Here is a 22,585-nt window from a genome sequence, read left to right on the forward strand (position 1 = left end):
GGCGTAGAGTTACGTGGAGGTAGAGCTACCAATAGGACTAGGGGGTGTCAGAGCCTACCGAATCCTGATGAACTCCGAATGCCACGTAATATAGCCGGCAGTGAGGCTTGGGGTGCTAAGGTCCCAGGCCGAGAGGGAAAGAACCCAGACCATCTGCTAAGGTCCCTAAATTCGGACTAAGTTGAACAAAGGAGGTCCACTTGCTTTGACAGCCAGGATGTTGGCTTGGAAGCAGCCATTCATTTAAAGAGTGCGTAACAGCTCACTGGTCGAGCGAGAGGGCATCGATAATACGCGGGCATCAAGTCCGGTACCGAAGCAATGGATTTAGCTTATGGCTAAGTGGTAGGGGAGCATTCTCGTCAGCGGCGAAGGTGTGCTGTCAGGCATGCTGGAGCGGCGAGAAAAGCAAATGTAGGCATGAGTAACGATAAGGCGGGTGCGAAACCCGCCCACCGATAGACTAAGGTTTCCTGCTCAACGCTAATCGGAGCAGGGTTAGTCGGGACCTAAGGCTAGGCCGAGAGGCTACGTCGATGGACAGCTGGTTGATATTCCAGCACTAACGAAGTGGAGTGATGCAGTGACGCAGAAGTGAAAGATGCGCGGGCGGACGGAAGTGCCCGTTGAAGCGTGTAGGTATAGGGAGGGTAGTTAAGTACGCCCACTTTGCTGAAACGTGATAGTACCTGGCGGCTTCGGCCAACGGGATAGTCATCCTAATCAGACTGCCAAGAAAACCTGCTAAGCGTTTACTGCTTTGTTACCCGTACCGCAAACCGACACAGGTAGTCAAGGAGAGAATCCTGAGGTGCTCGAGTGAATCACGGCCAAGGAACTCGGCAAAATGGTCCTGTAACTTCGGGAGAAGGGACGCTTCCTTGTAGCAATACAAGAAGCCGCAGTGAAAAGGCCCAAGCGACTGTTTAACAAAAACACATGACTTTGCGAACGCGCAAGCGGAAGTATAAGGTCTGACACCTGCCCGGTGCCGGAAGGTTAAGAGGGGAACTTAGTCGCAAGGCGAAGGTTTGAATCGAAGCCCCGGTAAACGGCGGCCGTAACTATAACGGTCCTAAGGTAGCGAAATTCCTTGTCGGGTAAGTTCCGACCTGCACGAATGGTGTAACGATTTGGGCGCTGTCTCAGCCGTGAGCTCGGTGAAATTGTAGTCTCGGTGAAGATGCCGAGTACCCGCCACGGGACGGAAAGACCCCGTGCACCTTTACTATAGCTTGCCATTGACGCTGGCTAACACATGTGTAGGATAGGTGGGAGACTGTGAACCGGAGGCGCCAGCTTTCGGGGAGTCAACGTTGAAATACCACCCTTGTGTTAGCCGGTGCCTAATCTGGAAACGGAAACAGTGGCTGGTGGGTAGTTTGACTGGGGTGGTCGCCTCCAAAAGAGTATCGGAGGCTTTCAAAGGTCCGCTCAGTACGCTTGGTAACCGTACGTAGAGCGCAATAGCAGAAGCGGGCTTGACTGTGAGGCCTACAAGCCGAGCAGGGTCGAAAGACGGATATAGTGATCCGGTGGTTCCGCATGGAAGGGCCATCGCTCAAAGGATAAAAGGTACGCCGGGGATAACAGGCTGATCTCCCCCAAGAGCTCATATCGACGGGGAGGTTTGGCACCTCGATGTCGGCTCGTCACGTCCTGGGGCTGGAGAAGGTCCCAAGGGTTCGGCTGTTCGCCGATTAAAGTGGCACGCGAGCTGGGTTCAGAACGTCGTGAGACAGTTCGGTCCCTATCTGTGGTGGGCGTTGGAGATTTGACAGGACCTGTCCTTAGTACGAGAGGACCGGGATGGACCAGCCGCTCGTGCACCGGTTGTGGCGCCAGCTGCAGCGCCGGGTAGCGACGCTGGGATGAGATAAGCGCTGAAAGCATCTAAGTGCGAAACTCACCTGAAGATGAGATCTCCCAATATAAGGGCCGTCAAAGACGATGACGTTGATAGGCTACAGGTGTAGAGCTAGAAATAGCACAGCCGAGTAGTACTAAGCACCCGAACGCTTCTAGACCACACCTGGTACTTTTCTTTTTCCGGCTCGTTGCCGCATGTCAATGGTTTTAGGAGCTGCTCGGAACACGAGTAGTCCCCGCCAGCAATGGTGGCTTTAGCCCGGGTGTTCACCTCTTCCCATTCCGAACAGAGTCGTTAAGCCCCGGTGCGCCTATGGTACTGCCTTCACCGGTGGGAGAGTCGGTCGCCGCCAACCTTTGCTTTTTGCCCGCGTGTGCCGCGGGTGCTTCGCTGCCTGCCTGCGCGAAGCACCCGCGGCACATTCGTTTTTAGCCTAGCTTACTGCTTCGCCACATCACGAGCACCTGGCCTTGGTTAACCTGGCTTGTCTCTATTCTTAGCTTCCCTCTTAGTTATAATTTATAAATCCAGCGTCGAGGCGGTACATAAATATTTTATATCGGTCTATTCTCTTATATCCGATAGTGAGCCAATAAAATCTATGAGAGATTGTCTTTCCTTTTTTGTTAATCTCAACTGGTCCTCTCCTAATGTTTGGGTTGATACTTCCAAACCTAAGCCCGCACCGCCTCCTTTATTGTAAAAATCAATAACCTCCTTTAACGTTAGATAGACACCATTGTGCATATAAGGTGCTGTGTGGTTAGCGTTACGAATAGTAGGTGTTTTGAAGGCATAACGTTGGTGAGCTATTTTGTGTAATAGGTATTTGCCTTCATCAGTATCTAGACTAGGCCGGATTGTGTCGGTTGTAGCCAGCACTCCAAGTACTTCACTTTCTATTTTATCATAAAGAGGTGCTACTGCTCCGTTGAAGAGTGGCATATAGTGACAGGTCCCACATTTTGCCTTGCCCATAAATAGGTTAAAGCCATCAACTTCTGACTCAGAAAGGATGGTCGTGTCACCTCGCATGTATTGATCGAAACGGCTGTTAAGCCGAATCAAAGAACGAATATATGCTGCTAATGCTTTGCGAATGTTTCGCTCTGTAAGAGGCTTATCCTCATTGGGAAAGGCTTTAGAAAACTGTTTACTATAGCTTTTTTTACGCCGGAGCGCATTTGTTACCTCATCAAGATGCCCTCCCATTTCAGCCTTATTTGATACTACTTCGTGAATCTGATCTTCTAGAAACAGCACACGACCATCATAGAATTGAGCAGGCTGTAGACTAGCATTTAGCAGCGTAGGAGTATTGCGCTTCAACGTCACATCTGGTAGAAGAGAACTATTTACCTTCAGACCATCTGTGTATGCTCGATCAGGAATATGACAGCTAGCACAGGTTCTTCTCCCCTCCCCTGATAAGGCAGGCTCTTGAAATAACGCTTTACCCAACGCGAGTATTTCAGGGGTGGCAGGAGCCGCATCAGACGGAGCAAAGAACATTGGATCAAATGCATCGGCAGCAAATAGACTGACTGCGGTTGGGCGGATGGCGCGGCGGGTTTGAAGAAAAACAATGGATTTTGCACGTTGCATTGCATGCAAGCCACTTAGTAATGGCTTGAAATCACGCACTAAAAAAGCTGCACGGTCAAATTGGTTGAACCCAGATACAGTCGTACCTGAAGTGCGTACATCAGTAATACTGCGCTCAACCTCTACCTTGAGCGATAAGGGAAGCTCAAAATAGGATAACACCTCCCCTACCCCTTCCAGAGTGATAGCTGCTTCGGGTAAGGATGCAAAAGCAACAGGAGAATCAAACCCGGATATTCCTTTAACTGCTAGACGATAAAGGTTCAGACGGACAGCATCGAAAATTTCTGCCTCCGAAAAAGTAAGTGCGGGTGCCTGTGCTTGTAAGTAGCGCACTTGATAAAGGATGTTTTCTAGCTCTTGACAGATAAGACCGTGGCTAGCCGGATCATCGGCTGAATCATACACGTATTCTTCCAACACTTGAAATCCTGTAGGCGGAACCACTTGCTCTGGCTCGCTAGGCTCGGCTTCGGGGAGAACAGCCCCATTCAAACGTTGAGCTGCATTAGGATAGTAGTACTCAATAGCAAATTCCAGACGCTTGTATTCGGCACGACAGGCGGTGAAGTTTGCCCGCAATGTGGCCGCATCAGCCTTGTTACTGATTTCCAGAAAGCGTAAGACGGCAGTGTGTAATTGAGCTAGGTGGCTATCATAGTAATCCTTCACTTGCTCAGTGGGCGTTTTGCGCAGCACGGTGCAAGAAAAGAGTAGTACTGCAAAACCAAGTAACAGAGGGCGCCCAAGAGTTTGAAGATGGGCTGTAATAGAGATCATTCGAAGTAAAGTTTTGCACCAGGCAGCATTGCCTCCGCTCGTCGACGTGCTTCAGGGGAAAAGGCGTTACCAACCAAAATAACTGTTTTGAGCTTTTTCAACTTGCCCAATGAGCGCGGCAGTGCTGTTAGCTGGTTATTACTGGCAATGAGAGTTTCTAGCTCGGTGAGCTGACCTAGGCTATTTGGCAAAGCCCTTAGCTGATTATTCGTGAGTGTCAGCGCCTTCAAGGCTCGACAACGTCCTATATCAGCAGGCAGTTGTTCCAGTAAGTTATCAGCTAGGTTCAGCTCTCGTAGTTCCCGTAAATCGCTCCATTCAGATGGCAGATGCTGCAATCGGTTATGATTAAAGTAAGCATACTTCAGGTGCCGCAATCGGCCGAGCGACGTTGGTAAAAACAGGAGCTGGTTGTGCGAAACATCAAAGTATTCTAAGTTAGCTAGGCTACCTAGCTGCTCTGGCAAAGAAGTAAAGTTGTTCCAAGCAGTTATTAGAAACCGCAAGCTATCTAGCTTCGTGATGCTAGGAGGCAGCTCTGCTAGTGCGTTTTCGTTTATCTGCAATTGTCGTAGTTGGCGCAAGTTGCCGAGTTGGGTAGGTAAATCGAGCAAGCCGTTCTTGTTCGCAAACAGTTCGCGCAGACTATCAAGCTTGGTTACCGCATCGGGTAAGTGGCGCAAATGATTGTCTTGCACATGCAAGCGACGCAAGCGCGTAAGTTGGCTGATCGAAGATGGTAGCTGCTCTAGCTCTTGAAAGCGCAAGTTTAACTCAAGCGTGCATGATGGCTGACGTAGGGCTTCTGTCACTGTAAATGCCGCTGGGTTAGAACACTGAGCAAAACACGTGTTGCCCTGCACTAATTGCAGGGCAACACTCAATAGAATCAACCTTAGAAATTGACTTAGCCTCACTTCTTACTAAACGTACGGGTGATAGTAGTGCGGGCAGTTTTGATAACTAAAATGTATTGACCGCTGCGTAAATTATTGACGGGTAGTTTCAGAAGGTTATTACCCTGATTTAACATAATCGTCTTCTCGGCTAATACACGTTGGCCTAGTGCACTTACTATCTGCAGGGAAGCAGCCTCACGGAGGTCATCAGGCAGTTCTAGGGTCAGCTCGTCTGTGACGGGGTTAGGATACACATCTATTTTAGCGGAATTCTTTTGAACCTGCGTGGCTGCGACGATCGAACCTAGGTTTTCCTTCCGGGCAATAACAAGTGTGGTAGCACGGTCGAATACTACTGCTTGGCCAGCAGCATCAGTGGTAGCTTGGGTATTGGTACTGCTCGGACCTTGGATTGACACAAACATGAATTTTTCGTCGGGCGACAAGGTCATACCGGTTGGCTCCGAACCAGCGGGCGTCACGGCAAACACCTGCACTGCAGGGCTAGCTTGCGTGTGGCAAGGCTTCACCAGCCAAATATGATTGCGCCCCCCATCTTGTAGCACGTAGAGGTTGCCGTGTGAGTCGAAGGTCAAGTTGTCGTTGCCCGTGCCCCAAGGCTCCATGATGGTACCGTTGCCGTAGTTGATTGAGTAGCTCTGGTTGGTAACACCTACGGGTTGTCCCACAAAGATTTCAAAGCCACTAACCGCGCTAGCCTCGTCGGTGAAGCGATACACACGACCGGGACCTTTTGCCGTGAAGTAGATGCGGCCATCGTGCGGACCAATTTCTACGTCCTCTACCCCATTGAAGCTGGTAGCACCTAGTGCCGTAGCAAGAGCTACTGTCGTATTGCAATCTGTTTTCGTCTCGTTTGGTACCTGAATCCACTTCCCCGTGGTAGCCGTGCCGATAGCACCATCAAGCTTCAACACGTATAGCTTACCGTTAGCTAACTTGCCAGGCACATCAGCGACGTACTTGTATACGTAGCTGTTACCGCCTTCATCAGCTCCTTCGTACACGGTGCTACCATCGGCCTTCACCACGACGTTTTCGTGCTTCATGCGGCCCATGCGCCACAACTTGTCAGGTTTACCATCGCCATCCTGATCTTTCACGCTGCGCGTAGCAGGATCTAGCTCCACAGTCCAACCGTAGTCCATGTAGCCGTCATTGTTGCTATCGGTAGGCGAGCCAGGCGTATTTTCCTCGCAGGTAATAACGGTTTTCCAGGGTGTAATCCCGCCTGAACAGTTGTTGAAAGTGCCTACTACCGGCGCGAAGTCAACGGGGTTCTTCGCTGACACGACCCACAATTTGGAACCTGCATTGAACTGCAAGTCTAGAATACTTACGCCCGAAGCCGCATCCGATGAACCTTTGTGGTTGATAGAAAGATAGCCGTTGGTGCTGCTATTATTGATAGGAACGTAGCCCGTGAAGTCATTGGCAGCTTTTATAGTGCCATTGTTTGGGTTTGAGTACTCGTTGCCCGTTTGCACCAACATTTGGTACGTGTGAGACGAAGGAATGCTCAAAACCTGCATTTGGGCCGTAGGCTGAACCGAGATGAACTCGCTCAAGTGACCAGTTGGGAGCGGATTACAGCTGGATGGGTTAGTCTGGGCTTGCGCCGTAGTAAGCGCGGCAAAAGCAACAGGAAGAAAGAGTAGGTTTTGTCTCATAGAGCATGGTATGAATGCAGCCGCAAGGTAGATCAACTATGTTTCCTCTAGTTTAACCAAGTATTAATGCAACATGAGGTTTTGATGAAGACAGGGCCAGCTGCGCGACTTAGCAAACTCCTTCCTTTTGCTAATTAAGTAGCGAGACAACACTGCTTGTAAGCAGCGATTACAGCGAACCAGTTGATCTGATAACCTCATGTTAGACAACGCACACCTAGTATAGTGGTATGGTTGTATACATAGCATCTTGCCTAGCAACCACTTTTAGTGGGGCGTTGCTGCTTACTTCCCTAATATAGAACAATGATCCAGGCAACATATAAGATCATAACGCTCTATACATCAGTAATTTAATTCTATATAAAGCACTACCTGCAAAGACACCGAAATTCTACTGATAAATAATTTACCAAGGTACCTTGCGTCGCATAGTACCTTCCATTATCTTTGTAACACTAATTGGAACTAAAACCTGGCCGTTGATACCGCCTAACCGGGGCGCCACCAGCCGGGCCTCCAACGTCACCTGACGCAGGCAAGTCGGTCCGCAAATTTTTGCAACCTCAGACAACCCTCAACCGCCTACCGGCATCTACCAGGACGTTGCACCGATGCTTCTTTACCGGGCATCCTTAAAACTTAGAGTGAATCCCTGCACGGGGTAACCAGCGGAACCGCGGCCGACTGGAACAGCCCCTTATTGCCTGATTCTTCCAACTCTCCTCTCCTATTTTTATGAACTCCTTCCTTACTTTTCGCCGGGCGCTGCGGTGCCTTGGGTTCCTTATTGCGCTCCTTCCTTTGGGGTTACAGGCCCAAAACCTAGGTACAGTTTCGGGTACGCTGCTCGATAAAAGCAACAATCAACCGTTGCCGTTCGCGAATGTGGTGCTTCTAAAAGCTCAGGACTCTAGCTTCGTAGCAGGGGCGCAAACTAGTGAGAATGGGGCATTTGCAGTGGAGAAAGTAACAGCCGACACTTATATGCTCCGCGCTACTGTGGTTGGTTATCAGTCTTTTCGCAAAGCCATAACACTTACCGCAACCAACCCTTCTTTACAGCTAGGTGCGCTGAAGGTAGCACCCACCGCTGTGCAGCTGAAAGGCATAGTAGTGCAAGGAGAAAAGGCTGCCGTTGTAGATAACTTAGATAAAAAGGTAATAAACGTCAGTAAGGATCTGAACAGCACCGGCGGGACGGCCGTGGATGTACTTCAAAATGTACCATCAGTCTCGGTCGATCAGAGTGGTCAAGTAAGCTTACGGGGTACACCCAACGTGACAATTTACGTGGATGGCAAGCCAGCACCTAGCACTTTTCGCCTCGATCAATTACCTGCTAGCCGCATTGAGAATGTGGAGGTTATCACCAATCCTTCGGCCCGCTACTCGGCCGCTGGCTCGGGAGGGGTAATCAACATCACGCTGAAAAAGCAGCAGAAAGACGGCTGGAACGGCCAAGCAGTGGCCAACGTCGGCACACAAGACAAGTATAACACCTCGTTGAATTTGAACCGCAAGACGGGCAAGCTCAACTTCTTCGGTAGCTACGACGGCAACGACAGCCGGTGGCGTGGCTCCGGCGACCTACACCAGGTAGCCACCGTTGGCACGGCCACTACGCGCACCGACCAAGACAATCGCCAAATTAACCACAACTCGTACCACGGCGGCCGGGTGGGAGTCGATTACGAGCTGACAGACAACCAAAAGCTGACGGTGGCTGCCGACCTGAGCCGCAACAAAGGCTGGGAACGGGAGAACCTCAATACGCTACTTACCCGCAATAACGATGCGCCCATAGCCCTCCGCAACCTAGGCTACGACGACGAGCAGCAACGGGAGCTAGATGCCTCCGCCGATTACCGTCGCACGTGGGCCAACAAGAAAGGCCGTGAGCTGACCGCCAACGTAACCTACGTGGATGTAGATGTGGACGTGACCGTGGGGCAACGTGTGCTGGATGGGCCGGTTGAATATCCCAAGCAAGAACGTCAGCAGAAGTATGGTGTAGGCCTGAACCTACTGATGGGCCAGGTAGACTACGTGCACCCACTAGGCGAAAAGAGCCACCTCGACCTAGGTTTGAAAACTGAAAATCTATTTACGAGCGGTGGCGTGGCGTACCTGCTTCAGGATGCTGATGCCGCTACCTTCACTCGCCAAGACGCCTTCTCCTATGACTACCGCTACGAGCGCAACGTCCATGCGGGCTACGCGACCTATCAGGCAGAAGTAGGCAAGTGGAACTACCAAGGTGGCCTGCGCGCCGAATACACCAGCCTGACGGGCAACATCGTACCGAGCTTCGGAAATTTCAACCAGCACTTTATCAACTTATTCCCGTCTGCTACGGTGGCCCGCACGTTGGCCGGCGACCAGCGCGTGCAGTTCAGCTACTCCCGCCGTCTGAATCGGCCTGACTTCATGCAGTTCTTGGCTTTGCCAATCTATTCGGATCAGCGCAACTACCGCATCGGCAACCCCAATATTCGGCCTGAGTACGTGAATGCCTTTGAGCTAGGTCATCAAGTTTCACTGGGCCAAACCAGCTTGAGCACCACCCTTTTCTGGCGCCAGACCAACCAATCGTTGCAATCGATCCGCGAGATTGACACGACCGCTACGCGCCTCAGTGGGCAGCCCGACTTCATCACCCGTACCTCGTACCGCAACTTCGGTCAGACCAACAACTACGGGGCGGAGCTTTCCATTACGCAGCCAGTAGCCAAGTGGTGGAAAGTTACGGCCAGCGGCTCCTTCTTCCGCAATGAGCTAACGAGCTTCAGTGGCGACGGCCGCAACCGCTCTAACTACACGGGCACGGCTCGCCTGATGAATACCTTCAATCCGACCAAAACCCTCGACGTGCAGTTGACCAGCAACTACCGCGGGGCCGTTATCACGGCGCAAGGGCGCATGGCTTCGGTGTACTCCACGGATGTTGCCCTACGCCAGCGTCTCTTCAACGACCGTGCTGCCCTCACGCTACGAGTGAGCGATATTTTCAATACCAAACGGCAGTACACGGAACTGTACTCGGAAGGACTGACCGCCAACTTCCGCAACAAGCGCGAGACACGTGTGGGTTACCTAGGCTTTGCATACTACTTCGGCAACAGCAAACCCTCCAAGAAAATAGATCAGGGTCCGAAAGGCGGTGGTGGCGGTTTTGGCAACTAGCCTACTGACCTTCACATCATTGTGTGATTGACACCCTTTCAAAGCAGCGCTACTTTTGCAACGTCAATCAGCCAAGCCACGGTTTGCTCCAAGCTAGCCGGTCTTACCAGATACACCGATTAAAAGTTATTCCAACGCTCCTTTCTTCTGCTCTGCTTGCTTGAAGTGCTGAACCAGTACCGCGGCTGATCCCGCACGATAGCCAAGCCTGCTCTTCCTTTCCAAACCTTCCTTTTCCTTTTCAACGATGAAAACTTCCTTTGTAAACCGCATCTTATTTGGCGTTATCCTGTTGCTCACCGGCTTGCAGCTTTCCGCCGCCACCTTCTACAACGGTACGCTCACGGGAACCCTACTCGACGCCGATACCCACGAGCCCATTCCTTACGCCAACGTTGTGCTGCTGCGCGCCAGCGATAATGCCTACGTTCGGTCGGTGAAAACAAATGCTGATGGCTCTTTCAGCCTCGACAAAGTAACGTTCGGCAAATACAAGTTTACGACGACCGTGCTAGGTTATCAACCCGTAGAGCCTACTATCACTTTCAACGGCTTGAACACGCGAGTTGCCTTGGGCAGTGTAATCATGCAGCCTGCCAATGCTCTCCTAGCTAGCAAGCCAACTACTACACCTGCAACTGCTAGCTACCAAGCGTCCACTATGTTGGCTCGCAACTAATTAACATCCGTTTCGTTTAGCCGATCCTGCTTTTCACTTGCCCCTGATCGAGGAGCCGTTGCCGAAAGGTAGCGGCTCCTCGTTCGTGTGCGGGTTACCCTATGCAGCGTGTCGTATTAATCGAAGCCGCACCAATCAGACTTGCTGGCGCGAGCATCACGCATGCATTTTATTTGGTTTTCCCGAGGTTTTCGGCTCCTAATGGCAGCACTAGCGGCACTTCTACTTTTTTTCGTGACCGGCACTCTAGTGCCCGTAAATAAACAGTTTCGGCAAACGCCCGGCGGCGTACCCATTTTTGTGGTATCCAATGGCTTTCACTCCGATGTAGTGGTACCACTACGCGAACCGCGCACTCAAACGGATTGGTTGCAAAAGCTAGGGCAACCCACTTGGGCAAACCAATTTGCACGCTATCAATTTGTGGCGTTTGGCTGGGGTAGCGAAGGCTTCTTCTTAGATTCTTATGGCGGGCATTTTCCTCGCCTGAGTACCACGCTACGTGCGGCAGTGCCCGGCCGGTCGCTCATGCACGTAGGCTTTTATCCGGCGGCTCCTGCTGTTGGTGCGCGGGTAATCCCCTTGTTCATTTCCGAGGCCCAGTACCAAAAGCTAGTCGAACGCATCACGCACTCCTTCCAGCCTGACTCTGCAGGGCACTTTTCCCTGCGCAATTCCGCGGGTTATACCCCCCACGATTTCTTCTTTCGTGCCAATGGGCATTACCACCTGCTACGCACGTGCAACGATTGGACAAATCGCACGCTAGGTCGGGCCGGCATTCGAGCAGCTTGGAAGGCGCCGCTTGCCGCTTCTGTGCTCTACCAAGTACGAAAAGCAGAATAATAGCTTACTCGTTGTGCAGTTTTGTTCCTTGCACGGAGATGTCGCGGAAAGAAAGCCGTTTTAGAACTATTTTAAAGCTCCCCGCAAGCTTTGGAGAAGCTCAGAATAGTGAGCTAATCATCTAATTACCATACCTTCTTTCTCCTCAGTTCAGCGCATTGGAGTTCCAGCTTCTATTCCCGCCTAAGAAGTCCTAAAAGTAGTATTCAAGTATTCTACTTTACCAAGTATAATTTATATTATACTGATTATGTGTGTATTTCCCTTTTTTGGTGCCGTTTACCCATTTATATTTGAATACTAGCAAAGCCACAACGAAGGTGCTTTATGCTCCGCTCAGTGGTCCTATGATTATGCTCGACATCCAACGCGAGATACTGCCTGACAGCTATCTCTTGATTTTAGCTCCTGATTCTACTTCGCCTGATGAAATCAAGCTAAGTCGCGCTTTGCACCGAGCTAGTCGTAGCAACAAGAAAGCTGTGTGGGTGGATTGCAGCTTGTTAGAGGCTCTTTCTGAGGATGCCATTGACTTGCTGCTGGCATATGCGTTTCATCTGCGTTGCCAGAATCGGCGCTTGGTACTCTGTCACGTTCCTGACCAAGTGCGTCATCACTTTCTTAATCTTGACTCAGCTTCTCAGCCCCTGCTCGTAGCCTCCTTGCTCGATGCCGTGCACGAGGATGATTACGTTTATCAATACGTAAGACCGCACGCATAACTTTGCTGGTGCCACCCGCTCGTTTGCGTACCTTCGCGGCTCTGAACCGCATTGTATTCGATGAGCATTCAAAAGCCTAGCATTCCCCAAGGTACCCGCGATTTTGGTCCCGCTGTTGTCGTTCGACGCAACTATATCTTCGGCATCATCCGCCGCACATTTGAGAAGTTTGGGTTCGCACCACTCGAAACTCCGACCCTCGAGAATTTGTCGGTCCTGACTGGCAAGTATGGTGAAGAAGGCGACCAGCTCTTGTTTAAAGTCCTGAACTCGGGCGACTTCCTCAATAAAAAGAACGCCGCCGTAACGGCCGACGACCTAGCTACCGGTTCTAAATCGGTGCTACCCAAGATTGCCGAGAAAGGGCTGCGCTACGACCTAACGGTGCCTTTTGCCCGCTACGTGGTGATGCACCGAAACGAAATCACTTTCCCCTTTAAGCGCTACCAGATCCAGCCCGTGTGGCGTGCCGACCGCCCTCAGCGCGGCCGCTACCGCGAATTTTACCAGTGCGACGCCGACGTAGTAGGCACCAACTCGTTGCTGTGCGAGGCGGAGATTGTGCTGATGATGAGTGAGGTGCTCACCACCCTAGGTCTTACGCAGCACACCATCAAGATCAACCACCGTGGCGTACTTGGGGCCATTTACCAGGCGCTGGGCGGTGAGGGCACGGAAGTAGACCTGTTCACGGCTATTGATAAGCTGGACAAGATCGGCCGCGAAGGCGTGGAAAAGGAGCTAGCCGAACGGGGTTTCTCTACCATGGCTATTGATACGCTTTTCGCGCTACTAGGCGTCGGCGGCGGTTTTGCCGAGAAGCTTGAGCGCCTGCTGGCGGCCTTCGTCACGGCCGGCGTGACGCCCGACAATGAAGATGGCTACCGGGGCTTGCAGGACTTACAGCGCGTGTACGAGCTGTTACAGGAATTTGGGTTTGATAACTTCCAGAACCTTGATTTCGACGTGACCTTAGCGCGTGGCCTGAGCTACTACACGGGCTGTATTTTTGAGGTGAAGATCAATAACGTGAACATGGGCAGCGTGTCGGGCGGCGGGCGCTACGATAACCTAACGGGGGCTTTTGGGCTGCCCGGCGTATCGGGCGTGGGCTTCTCCTTCGGCGTCGACCGGCTCTATGACTGCCTAGAAGAGCTAGCCCTCTTCCCAAACAACGCGGCCGTGACGACGCAGTGCTTGCTTGCCAACTTCGATGCGGAGTCGGAGCGGGCGGCGCTGCCGATTTTGCGCCAACTGCGCCAAGCAGGCATCTCGGCAGAGCTGTATCCGGAAAGCAGCAAGTTAAAAAAGCAGTTTCAGTACGCTGACCAGAAGAGTATTCCGTATTTGCTGCTGCTCGGCTCAGAAGAGCGTGCCGTGGGAAAAGGCAAGCTCCGCGACATGCGCACCGGCGAAGAACAGCTGCTGGAGCTACGCCAAGTAGTGGCTACTCTCATTGGCGAGTAAGCGCCGAAACACCTGCGTTGCTTCCCATTACCTTCTGAGCGAATGACTGATTTTGCCCTTCACCCCACTACCCGCCTCGACCTTCCGACGCTTAATGCGCTGCTAACTGATCAACGGCGCGTAGTACTCAGCCCCGAAGCAAAGCAACAGCTAGAAGCAGGGGCAGCATACGCGCGTGCTCAGTTTGCCGACGACAGCCAAACCCCTGCTAGTCAGCTGCTAGCTCACGCATGCGGCATGGGGGAAGAAGTCCCCACAGACTTGGTGCGTCTTATGCTGATGCTCAAGGCGCAAAGCTTGAGCTATGGACATAGTGGTGCCCAAGTGGCAACGGTGCAGCGCCTACTGGACTTTTACAACCGGGAGATGCTGCCGGTCGTGTACCAACAAGGGTCACTCGGGGCCGGCGACCAAGTGCCACTGGCTCACTTATGCCTACCTCTGCTTGGCCTGGGAGAAGTTAATTTTCAAGGGTACCGGTTGCAGACCGCCGATGCCATGCATCTGTTTAGCTGGCCTGCCGTGGAGCTAGCCCCCGGCGAGCACCTAGCTTTGTTAACCGGCACGCAGTTTATGCTGGCGTATGGCGTGCAAGCGTTGCTGCGTGCCCAGCGCCTAGCTCAGGCAGCAGATGTAATCGGGGCCTTGTCGTATCATGTTTTCGGGGGCGATTTGGTGCCGTTTGATGCGCGAATACACGCCCTACGTCCGCACGCGGGGCAGACGTTGGTAGCAGAGCGTTTGCGCAGCCTATTGGCTGACAGTGTTGCCTCTCCGCAACCTAGCTCCACCGAACAACTCCCGTACTCCTTCCGTTGTCTGCCGCAGGTGCACGGCGCCTCCCGCGACGCGCTGGGCTACGTAGCACAGGTACTGGAAGCGGAGTGCAACTCCGTCACGGCCGGCCTAGCTGTTTTCCCTCATGATGAGGCGATACTTCTGAGCGGTAACTTTCATGGTCAGCCACTGGCATTAGCCCTCGATTTTATGGCTCTTGCTACTGCTGAGTTGGGCAGCATTTCGGAGCGCCGCACTGCGCAGCTTCTAAGCAAGCAGCTTGGCCCATCCACTATGGCTGAGTCACCGAGCTTATTAGCACCCCAATACACCGCAGCTAGTCTAGCAAACCAGAACAAGCAATTCTGTTCGCCCGCCTCCCTGGACAATGCAGGCACTGTTGGCGTAGCAGACCACGTTAGTATGGGGGCCAACGCGGCTCTCAAAGCGCGGCGCGTGCTCGAAAATACGGAGCAAGTGTTGGCTATCGAGTTGTACACAGCGGCGCAAGCGCTGTCCTCGCGTCGCCCGGTACGTACCTCGTCGGCGCTGGAACAGATTGTCGCAGCGCTAGCGGCAAAAGTTGATGTAGAGACCCCATCGAAAGCGCCTTACCTAGCGTTGCAAGCCACGGCTGCTTTCGTGCGCACGTATGCCTGGCAGTAGCACTGACGGCTAATGAGCAAGGCGGCCAGCATTGCTCATTGGCAATTGTTCATTGATCTTACACGTTATAGCCTTCGTGAACTACCGTTTTCTGCTCCTGTCCTGGCTTGTCTGGCTAGGTTTTGCTACCGACCTATTTGCGCAAACACCCGTCGACTCCTGCACCCGCACGACCTCTTCGAACCAGCCGCCAGCCGCCTTCGAAGCATATGACGTCGGAACGGGGCAGCGACTCGATGCGTTTTGCCAGGGTCAATTCGTGCGGTTTGCCCCCAATCCAGCCCGGAACCTACCCGCTACCGTTGTGGTGCTCTACGACACCACCCGGTGTAGCAATCCAACAGGCCGGGTTTTCACGATTACGAGTCGGCCGGGCCGGGTGAGCGTGTATGAAAACGCGCAAAACTCTGACCCGACTGCTCCTAGCGGCACGCTGTATGTGCGGCGCTACGCGGTGTATGGCACGCCGAAGCCCGTGGTGACGGCTCGTCCCTGTTCGGCAGGAATCGTGGAGGTCACCATTGCGGCGCCAAACAGCCCTGGCCCGAAGTACAACCGTTACTCGGTTCGTGTTGGCAATGGGCCGCTGGTTTCCAACGTGCAGCCGGGCACAACCTCCTACCCCATTCCGGCAGGTGCGCCTACCACCGTAACGGTAACGGGCAGCTACGATGCGGTGCAGTGCACCGGTTCAGAAACAGTTTCGTTTACGCCCCTCCCAGCCCCGCAGGTGCCCACTATCCAGCGCCTTACGGTGCGGAGCGGTAATCTTGACTTTCAGTTTGCAGCCCTACAGCCTGAGTTCCGCTACGAGCTACAAGTAGCTAGCGGCACTACCTATACTACTCTAGCTACGCTGCCGACTAGCTCCGGCCCAACCTTCACGCTCCCCAGTGCTACGCTGCCGGGCCGCTACCGGCTGCGGCTGGTTAGTCCTTGTCAGATCAACACGTTGGATTACCCTTCAGCGCCGGTAGCTACCACGACGCTGCGCGCTGTTTCTACGAATAGCCGCAACGTGTTGAAGTGGACCTTCCCCGACTCGGCCAGCGCGAGCCGCTACGAAATCACACGTGACGGCCAACGACTAGCGATAATCACCGGCCCGAGTCGGTACGTGGATACGCTTGTGAGTTGCGGCACTACGTACCAATACCGCGTGACGGCAACGGTAGGTTCCTTTACCTCCGCTTCCGACCTAGCTTCGGTGCAAACTGTTTCTACCCTCGCGCCGCCTACGCCGCGCTTAGTAGCTAGCTTCAACCTGCGCAACCAAATAGAACTAACAGCCACCGCTCCTCGCAACCCAACCGGTGGTCAGCTCACGTACACCCGCAACGGCCAAGACCTAGCTACCACTACCGCCCGCACCCTGCGCGACTCAACGCTGGCACCCGGTACTGGGGCGTGCTATACGGTGCGCTTCTTGGACATCTGCGGTAACCGCTCGGCTGATAGTGCCCCAGCCTGCCCGCCCGTGCTAACGGCTCAAGCCGCCGACCCGCTTGGCAGTTCGGCTACGCTGTCGTGGTCGGCGCTGCGCGGCCCCGATCCAGCGGCAGTTATTACCTACCGCCTACTCACCCTAGCGGCCGATGGCACGGTGCTGGCAAGCCGATCGGTGAGCGGCACCACCGAGCTAGACCAGCAGCCCACCAGCAACCGACAGGTGCTCCGTTACCGCCTCGAAGCCAGCGGTGGCGGCTTGCCAGCGGGCACCGTTAGCTATTCAAACATTGCTACGGTAGCTCGCCGCATCACCGTCGTTCTTCCAACGGCCTTTAGCCCCAATGGCGACGGCCTGAACGACGTACTCGAAGTAAAGGGTCGTTATCTAGATAAGTTTAAATTCGTGGTAGTCGACCGCAACGGCCAGGAAGTGTTTCGTGGTACCGACCGCACCCAAACCTGGGACGGCCGCGTACGCAACAACCCGCCCGTGCCCGGCGCCTATGCTTGGCGCTTCGAGGCCACCGATGAAACAGGCCAAGTAGTTGTGCAGAGTGGCACGATTACCATCGTACGCTAAGCTCAGTCGTATACGGCTATCTGCCTTGCAACAAGCCCCTAGTAGCCTAACTCAACCGCTATAAGTGCCGGCAGTAGCATGCTGAATTCATAGGCATTATCCCTGCTTTTCTCAGCCCCGATATACCACTACGTAACACCTGCATCCCTTCCGGGAAAATGGTATCTTTCGTAAAAAACCTGTGGTAATCTTTTGAAAATTGTACGCGAATTTTCGGAGTCAGAATGCCTACGACTTATCAAGCAAAATGATAGTCAGGCATTTGACACGCTATTCTGGCAGTACAGCTCGCTGGTTTACCGCTTCGCGTACGGCTACTTAAAATCTCAGTCAGAGGCGGAAGATATTGTGCAGCAATGCTTTCTGAAGATATGGGAAAAGCGCCATCAGCTTCGCGAAGGTGTGCCGCTCAAAAGCTACCTATTCACCACGGCGCATCACGCCATTCTGAACCAGCTGCGGCATAGTCAATACCAGCGCATCTACCAAGAGCACTTGTTACGCGTTGGCACCAACACCACGGGCAACGAGGTAGAGTTCTCGGAACTGGAAACCTTGTACCTAGCTGCCCTCGCTAAGTTGCCGCCTAAGCGGCGCCAAATCTTTGAGCTAAGTCGCCAGCAAGGGCTCTCCTACCCGGAAATTGCGCAGGAGCTCAATATCTCGGTGAAGACGGTAGAAACCCAGATGACGCAGGCACTTAAGTTCTTACGTGAGTATTTTCAGCAACACGGCACCGCTTTGGTCCTGCTGCCGTTGCTGTATTTTCTAAAAAAATAAAAAAAGTTGCGAGTCGAGTAAGGGTGTTGCCGGAGTTGCGTGTATTACCACAACTACGCACCTCTCACCCCGACTTTCATGTCTCCACCCGTTGATCAAGCAGCGCTCAACCGCTACGTACGCGGTCAGTCGCCCGCGGCGGAAGCAGCGGCCGTGCGCGAGTGGCTCGTGCAGCCCGAAAATCAGCTGCTAGCGCAGTACTGGATGCAAGCCCAGTGGGACCAGCCCGTAAATGTGGCCACCATCCCGGCCCGTGAGCCCGACTACAACCAGCTTCTCTCTTCCTTACACCAGCAGCTAGGTTTCGATTCCACTGAGGCCGACACAGTGGTCGAAGCATCGACGACGCCACGCTGGCGCTATTGGGCTGCTGCCGCTTCTGCGGGTGTGCTCTTGGCAGCAGGTAGCTTGTGGTGGCAGCAGCAACACGCCCAACCAGCAGCGGCCCCTCTTGCTTTTGCTACACCCTACGCCCAGACCCGTCTGATTCAATTACCAGATGGCTCGGAAGTAACCCTGAATAGCCACTCGACGCTGCGTTACGCGCCCGGCAAATCAGCGGATCAGCCCCGGGAAGTTTGGCTTGATGGTGAAGCGTACTTTTCTGTGCAACACCTGCCTAGCAACCAGCCATTCGTGGTGCATACCACCGCTGGCGTGAACGTGGAAGTGCTCGGCACCAAGTTCACCATCTATCGGCGGCATGCCGAGGCCAAGGTGGTGCTGCTCTCCGGCAAGGTACGCCTCACGTTTGCCGACAAGCGCCCTGCCGTGATTATGAAGCCCGGCGAGCTGGTAGCTACGGTGGACAGCTTGCCCCAGCAGCTGGTGCATAAACCCGTGCCAACGACCCAGCCCTACGCTTCCTGGAAAGACGACAAGCTGGTGCTCGACGAAACCACGATTGCCGAGCTAGCTACCCGTTTGCATGACACCTACGGCGTGGACGTGGTGGTGAAAGACCCGGCGCTGAATGAGCGCAGAATCACCGGTACGGTACCCATTGGTGCGCTGAATGTGCTGCTGCAAGCCTTACAAGAAACCTTCAAGCTGAAGATTGAGCGGCAGCAGAACCAGATTATTCTCTCTGACTAGAATTTCTCCACTTCACATACTTCCCACCTATGATCCCAGGCAATACTCGATTGTGTCGTCGTGTTGTGCATACGGCTTCCCTCACCATGTGCACGCTCCTGCTGCACGCTCCCCACAACGCAGCTTCTGCACAGATACTGGCTGTGAATACCGTTTCGCAGCGCAGCAGCGCGCCCCCTGTTCAAACCATTGCTCTAAAAGATCTACTAGGGCGCTGGGAAAAGGAATACGGGGTTACCATTTTCTACGAAAGCGAGCTAGTACGTAACAAACGGGTAATGGCCGCGGCGGAGCCCAATACCTTGGAAGACAAGCTAGCAAGCGTACTTCCCCAAGCAGAGCTAGGCTTTAAAAAGCTCCGCGAGGACTATTACTTGGTAGTTGATGCCAAACCAGCTGTTACTACATCGGCAGGCGCAATCGTTTCCAAAGCCGAAAACGTTACCGTGGCAGGTCGGGTAACGCAAGCTAATGGCGAGCCGTTGCCGGGCGTAACAGTTGTCGTGAAAGGTACAACCACAGGCGCATCCACGGATGCTACCGGAGCCTTCACTCTAAGTGCACCAGTTGGCAGTACACTGGTATTTAGCTATGTAGGCTACACCCGCCGAGAAGTACCCGTCACTGGCGCTACCACATCCTTCAACGTGACCCTCGCGGAAGATGCGCAAGCGCTCAAAGAAGTAGTAGTAGTAGGCTACGGCACGCAAAGCCGCCAGGAACTAACTACTTCCGTGGCTTCGGTAGGAGCAGCGGCTATTGAGCGTCAGCCAGTAGCAGGCTTCGATCAAGCCTTGCAAGGCCAGGCTCCCGGCGTACAAGTGACAGCTCCCTCGGGTGCACCCGGTGCTGGCATCAACGTGCGGGTGCGTGGCAACGCCTCTCTTAGCTTAAATGGCTCGCCGCTCTACGTAATTGATGGCGTGCCAGTGCTGCCAGATTACCAGCAGGAACTCACAACTGGCAATCAACGCCTGAACCCCCTTAACACGCTTAACCCCAATGACATTGAGAGTATCGACGTGCTCAAAGATGGAGCCGGCGCTGCTATCTATGGGGTACGTGCTGCCAATGGTGTTGTGGTTATCACGACCAAAAGAGGCAAAGTAGGCCAAGCGCAGGTAGGCTTGAGCATGTACTATGGCCGTCAGTACCTGCGCAAGAAGCTCGACGTGCTCAACTCGGCGCAGTTTGCACAGGAATACAACGAGATACTTACCAACGCTGGTCAGGCCCCCGGCTTCCCCGACCTGAACAATCTGCCATCTTACAATACCAACTGGCAGGATGAGGTGTACCGCCCCGCCGGCATCCAGAACTACCAGCTTAGCATAAGTGGTGGTACCGAGAAAACCCGTTATTACGTGGCTGGTGGTTATTTCAAGCAGCAGGGTGTCAACATCAACTCCGGCTTCGACCGCTATAATTTCAAGGTCAACCTCAACCAAACGGTAAGTAACCGTTTCCGGCTGGGCACCAACCTTAACATGAGCCGTACCTACACCAACGGAAGCGTGCGCTCAGAGCTAGGGGCAGGCAGTTCGGGTACGGTAATCGGCGCCCTGATTCAGGTACCAACCATTCCAGTTTACAATGCCAACGGCCTATACAGCGTAAACCCATTCGCGTCGAACTTTGACAACCCGGTGGGTAACCTACTGGAAAGCAGCAACAAAGCTATCGTTTATCAAATGATTGGCAACGTGTTTGGCGAGCTGGACATTCTCAAGAACCTTACTTTGCGCTCGTCGCTAGGTCTGGACTTCCGGACGCAAACAGAGAATACGTTTGTCAGTCGTAACTACCCGCCGCTGGCCCTGCCCGGCGTAGATCCGTCGTTGCGCGGCTCGGCCCGCACGGCTACGAACCAGCAGGTTATTTGGCTGCTGGAAAACACCCTTACCTATAACCCCAATCTAGGTGGCCGCCACAACCTGACGTTGCTGGCAGGTCAGTCGATGCAGTCTTCGGAGCGCTTTACCTCAGGAGCCGGCACCCGGAGCTTCGCCTCCAACGCCGTACCGTATCTTAGCGCAGGCGCCATTGCCGACGGCATCCCAGGCAGTTACGCCGACCAGTGGGCACTGCTAAGCTACTTCTCCCGCGCTATCTACAACTACGACGAGCGCTACCTGGCCACCATCAGCTTCCGGGCTGATGCTAGTAGTAAGTTCAGCCCAGACAATCGCTTCGGCTACTTCCCCGCCGTGGCCTTGGGTTGGCGGATTTCTAAGGAAGCCTTTTTCCCACAGACTCGTGCCATTTCGGACCTGAAGCTGCGTGGTAGCTTTGGGGCCAATGGTAACCAGGAATTCTATACCTACCAGCGCTACTCGCGCTATGCTTTGGGGTATAACTACCAGGGTACGGGCTCGGCTATTGTGGGGGGTATCTCGCAGAGCAATATTGGCAACGAGGTGAAGTGGGAAACCACTTACCAATACAACGGCGGCGTGGACTTAGGCATGTTCAACAACCGCCTGACCTTCACCTTCGACATCTACAGCAAGCAAACCAAGGACTTGCTCCTGTCCGTGCCCATCCCACAAAGCACCGGCGGACAAGATTTGAACATTCTTCAAAACCTAGGTGAAATCCAGAATCGTGGCATCGAGATAGGCTTGGTAACGACCAATGTGGAGGCTCAAAACAACGGCTTTGGCTGGACCACGAACTTCAACATCTCGGGCAACCGTAATAAAATTGTAGATCTAGGTTCGTTGCCTAATGATGCAGGCGTACAAACCCCACGTGTCATCATCACGGGCAATACGATTCAGCAAAGAGGCATTCCGTTGAGCGTATTCTATGGTTATGTTGCCGACGGCATTATTCAAAACGCAGACCAGCTCAATGCTTTGAATGCCGGATCACCCACCAAAATCTACCAGGCCGCTCGCACGGCTCCCGGCGACATCAAGTTCAAGGACCTGAACGGCGATGGAGTAATTAATGCGAGTGACCGCACGATCATTGGCAACCCGAACCCAAAGGCATTTGCTGGGGTAACTAACAACTTCTCCTTCAAAGGACTGGAGCTGAGTGTGTTCTTCCAAGGCAGCTTCGGCAATGATATTTATAACCAGACCCGCACGGTTATCGAGGGCCAAAGCGACCCTATCAACCAAAGCACCGCGGTGCTGAACCACTGGACGCCCACCAACACGAATACGACCATTCCGCGCCCAGTACGCAGCGACCCGAACAGCAACAACCGCCTCTCGACTCGCTTCATTGAAGATGGCACCTACGTGCGCCTCAAAAACCTGACGCTGGCTTACACCGTGCCGGCTAGCCTCACCAAAAAGGCGGCCATCAAGAACCTGCGCGTGTATGTAACGGGCCAAAACCTGCTCACCTGGACTGACTATTCGGGCTACGATCCGGAGGTGAGCGCCGACCCATTCTCGTCGACGAGCCTAGGCCGTGACTTTGGCGTGTACCCACAATCGCGCACCTACACAGTGGGCCTAAATGCCACTTTTTAAGCTGA

At 53.6% G+C, this 22,585-nt stretch carries 13 protein-coding genes and 2 rRNA genes (1 of these 15 cut by a window edge); 12 read left to right on the plus strand and 3 right to left on the minus strand.

The window, feature by feature from the left end:
• Together SD425_RS15845 and rrf are read left to right on the plus strand one after the other, a co-directional pair.
• Positions 1 to 2,027, plus strand: a 23S ribosomal RNA gene (locus SD425_RS15845); it begins 881 nt to the left of the window's first position.
• A gap of 86 nt (positions 2,028 to 2,113) precedes the next feature.
• Positions 2,114 to 2,225 (plus strand): 5S ribosomal RNA (rrf, locus tag SD425_RS15850).
• Positions 2,226 to 2,434: 209 nt separating this feature from the next.
• Here the strand turns inward: rrf and SD425_RS15855 are convergent.
• From SD425_RS15855 to SD425_RS15865, 3 genes are all read right to left on the minus strand, one after another.
• On the minus strand, positions 2,435 to 4,255 hold the full coding sequence (locus SD425_RS15855) for a cytochrome-c peroxidase (RefSeq protein WP_324670913.1): 1,821 nt from the start codon (positions 4,253 to 4,255) through the stop codon (positions 2,435 to 2,437).
• A complete protein-coding gene (locus SD425_RS15860) occupies positions 4,252 to 5,022 on the minus strand; it encodes a leucine-rich repeat domain-containing protein (RefSeq protein WP_324670914.1) in 771 nt (256 codons plus the stop codon). The genes SD425_RS15855 and SD425_RS15860 overlap by 4 nt, the downstream gene beginning before the upstream one ends.
• A gap of 146 nt (positions 5,023 to 5,168) precedes the next feature.
• Complete coding sequence (locus tag SD425_RS15865; RefSeq protein ID WP_324670915.1) at positions 5,169 to 6,845, minus strand: alkaline phosphatase PhoX; 1,677 nt, start codon at positions 6,843 to 6,845, stop codon at positions 5,169 to 5,171.
• A 738-nt stretch (positions 6,846 to 7,583) separates the two neighbouring features.
• On the opposite strand from SD425_RS15865, the gene SD425_RS15870 reads away from it, so the two are divergent.
• The 10 genes from SD425_RS15870 to SD425_RS15915 all read left to right on the plus strand — a co-directional run bounded on the left by SD425_RS15870 (position 7,584) and on the right by SD425_RS15915 (position 22,580).
• On the plus strand, positions 7,584 to 10,031 hold the full coding sequence (locus SD425_RS15870; protein WP_324670916.1) for a TonB-dependent receptor domain-containing protein: 2,448 nt from the start codon (positions 7,584 to 7,586) through the stop codon (positions 10,029 to 10,031).
• A gap of 247 nt (positions 10,032 to 10,278) precedes the next feature.
• The gene (locus tag SD425_RS15875; RefSeq protein ID WP_324670917.1) at positions 10,279 to 10,710 is read left to right on the plus strand and encodes a carboxypeptidase regulatory-like domain-containing protein; all 432 of its coding nucleotides are present in this window, start codon (positions 10,279 to 10,281) and stop codon (positions 10,708 to 10,710) included.
• A gap of 201 nt (positions 10,711 to 10,911) precedes the next feature.
• A complete protein-coding gene (locus SD425_RS15880) occupies positions 10,912 to 11,556 on the plus strand; it encodes a TIGR02117 family protein (RefSeq protein WP_324670918.1) in 645 nt (214 codons plus the stop codon).
• A gap of 293 nt (positions 11,557 to 11,849) precedes the next feature.
• On the plus strand, positions 11,850 to 12,278 hold the full coding sequence (locus SD425_RS15885) for a hypothetical protein (protein ID WP_324670919.1): 429 nt from the start codon (positions 11,850 to 11,852) through the stop codon (positions 12,276 to 12,278).
• A gap of 60 nt (positions 12,279 to 12,338) precedes the next feature.
• Positions 12,339 to 13,745, plus strand: a complete 1,407-nt coding sequence (hisS, locus tag SD425_RS15890; protein ID WP_324670920.1) for a histidine--tRNA ligase — start codon at positions 12,339 to 12,341, stop codon at positions 13,743 to 13,745.
• Between the two features lie 42 nt (positions 13,746 to 13,787).
• Complete coding sequence (locus SD425_RS15895) at positions 13,788 to 15,188, plus strand: aromatic amino acid ammonia-lyase (RefSeq protein WP_324670921.1); 1,401 nt, start codon at positions 13,788 to 13,790, stop codon at positions 15,186 to 15,188.
• A gap of 76 nt (positions 15,189 to 15,264) precedes the next feature.
• The gene (locus SD425_RS15900) at positions 15,265 to 17,217 is read left to right on the plus strand and encodes a gliding motility-associated C-terminal domain-containing protein (protein WP_324670922.1); all 1,953 of its coding nucleotides are present in this window, start codon (positions 15,265 to 15,267) and stop codon (positions 17,215 to 17,217) included.
• 192 nt (positions 17,218 to 17,409) lie between these two features.
• The gene (locus SD425_RS15905; RefSeq protein WP_324670923.1) at positions 17,410 to 17,997 is read left to right on the plus strand and encodes an RNA polymerase sigma-70 factor; all 588 of its coding nucleotides are present in this window, start codon (positions 17,410 to 17,412) and stop codon (positions 17,995 to 17,997) included.
• 78 nt (positions 17,998 to 18,075) lie between these two features.
• Positions 18,076 to 19,092: a FecR family protein gene (locus SD425_RS15910; RefSeq protein WP_324670924.1), complete on the plus strand. Its 1,017-nt coding sequence runs from the start codon at positions 18,076 to 18,078 to the stop codon at positions 19,090 to 19,092.
• 29 nt (positions 19,093 to 19,121) lie between these two features.
• Positions 19,122 to 22,580 carry a TonB-dependent receptor gene (locus SD425_RS15915; RefSeq protein ID WP_324670925.1) on the plus strand — a complete coding sequence of 1,153 codons (3,459 nt, stop codon included), beginning with the start codon at positions 19,122 to 19,124 and terminating at the stop codon, positions 22,578 to 22,580.
• Positions 22,581 to 22,585 lie beyond the last annotated feature (5 nt).

Origin of the sequence: Hymenobacter sp. GOD-10R, assembly GCF_035609205.1 — a bacterium.
Lineage (GTDB): Bacteria > Bacteroidota > Bacteroidia > Cytophagales > Hymenobacteraceae > Hymenobacter.

Excerpts from the sequence above, each read along its gene's own strand:
- SD425_RS15915 (WP_324670925.1), top strand. The coding sequence starts at position 19,122 with ATGATCCCAGGCAATACTCGATTGTGTCGTCGTGTTGTGCATACGGCT.
- SD425_RS15855 (WP_324670913.1), bottom strand. The coding sequence starts at position 4,255 with ATGATCTCTATTACAGCCCATCTTCAAACTCTTGGGCGCCCTCTGTTA.
- SD425_RS15875 (WP_324670917.1), top strand. The coding sequence starts at position 10,279 with ATGAAAACTTCCTTTGTAAACCGCATCTTATTTGGCGTTATCCTGTTG.
- SD425_RS15880 (WP_324670918.1), top strand. The coding sequence starts at position 10,912 with ATGGCAGCACTAGCGGCACTTCTACTTTTTTTCGTGACCGGCACTCTA.
- SD425_RS15865 (WP_324670915.1), bottom strand. The coding sequence starts at position 6,845 with ATGAGACAAAACCTACTCTTTCTTCCTGTTGCTTTTGCCGCGCTTACT.
- hisS (WP_324670920.1), top strand. The coding sequence starts at position 12,339 with ATGAGCATTCAAAAGCCTAGCATTCCCCAAGGTACCCGCGATTTTGGT.
- SD425_RS15910 (WP_324670924.1), top strand. The coding sequence starts at position 18,076 with ATGTCTCCACCCGTTGATCAAGCAGCGCTCAACCGCTACGTACGCGGT.
- SD425_RS15895 (WP_324670921.1), top strand. The coding sequence starts at position 13,788 with ATGACTGATTTTGCCCTTCACCCCACTACCCGCCTCGACCTTCCGACG.
- SD425_RS15870 (WP_324670916.1), top strand. The coding sequence starts at position 7,584 with ATGAACTCCTTCCTTACTTTTCGCCGGGCGCTGCGGTGCCTTGGGTTC.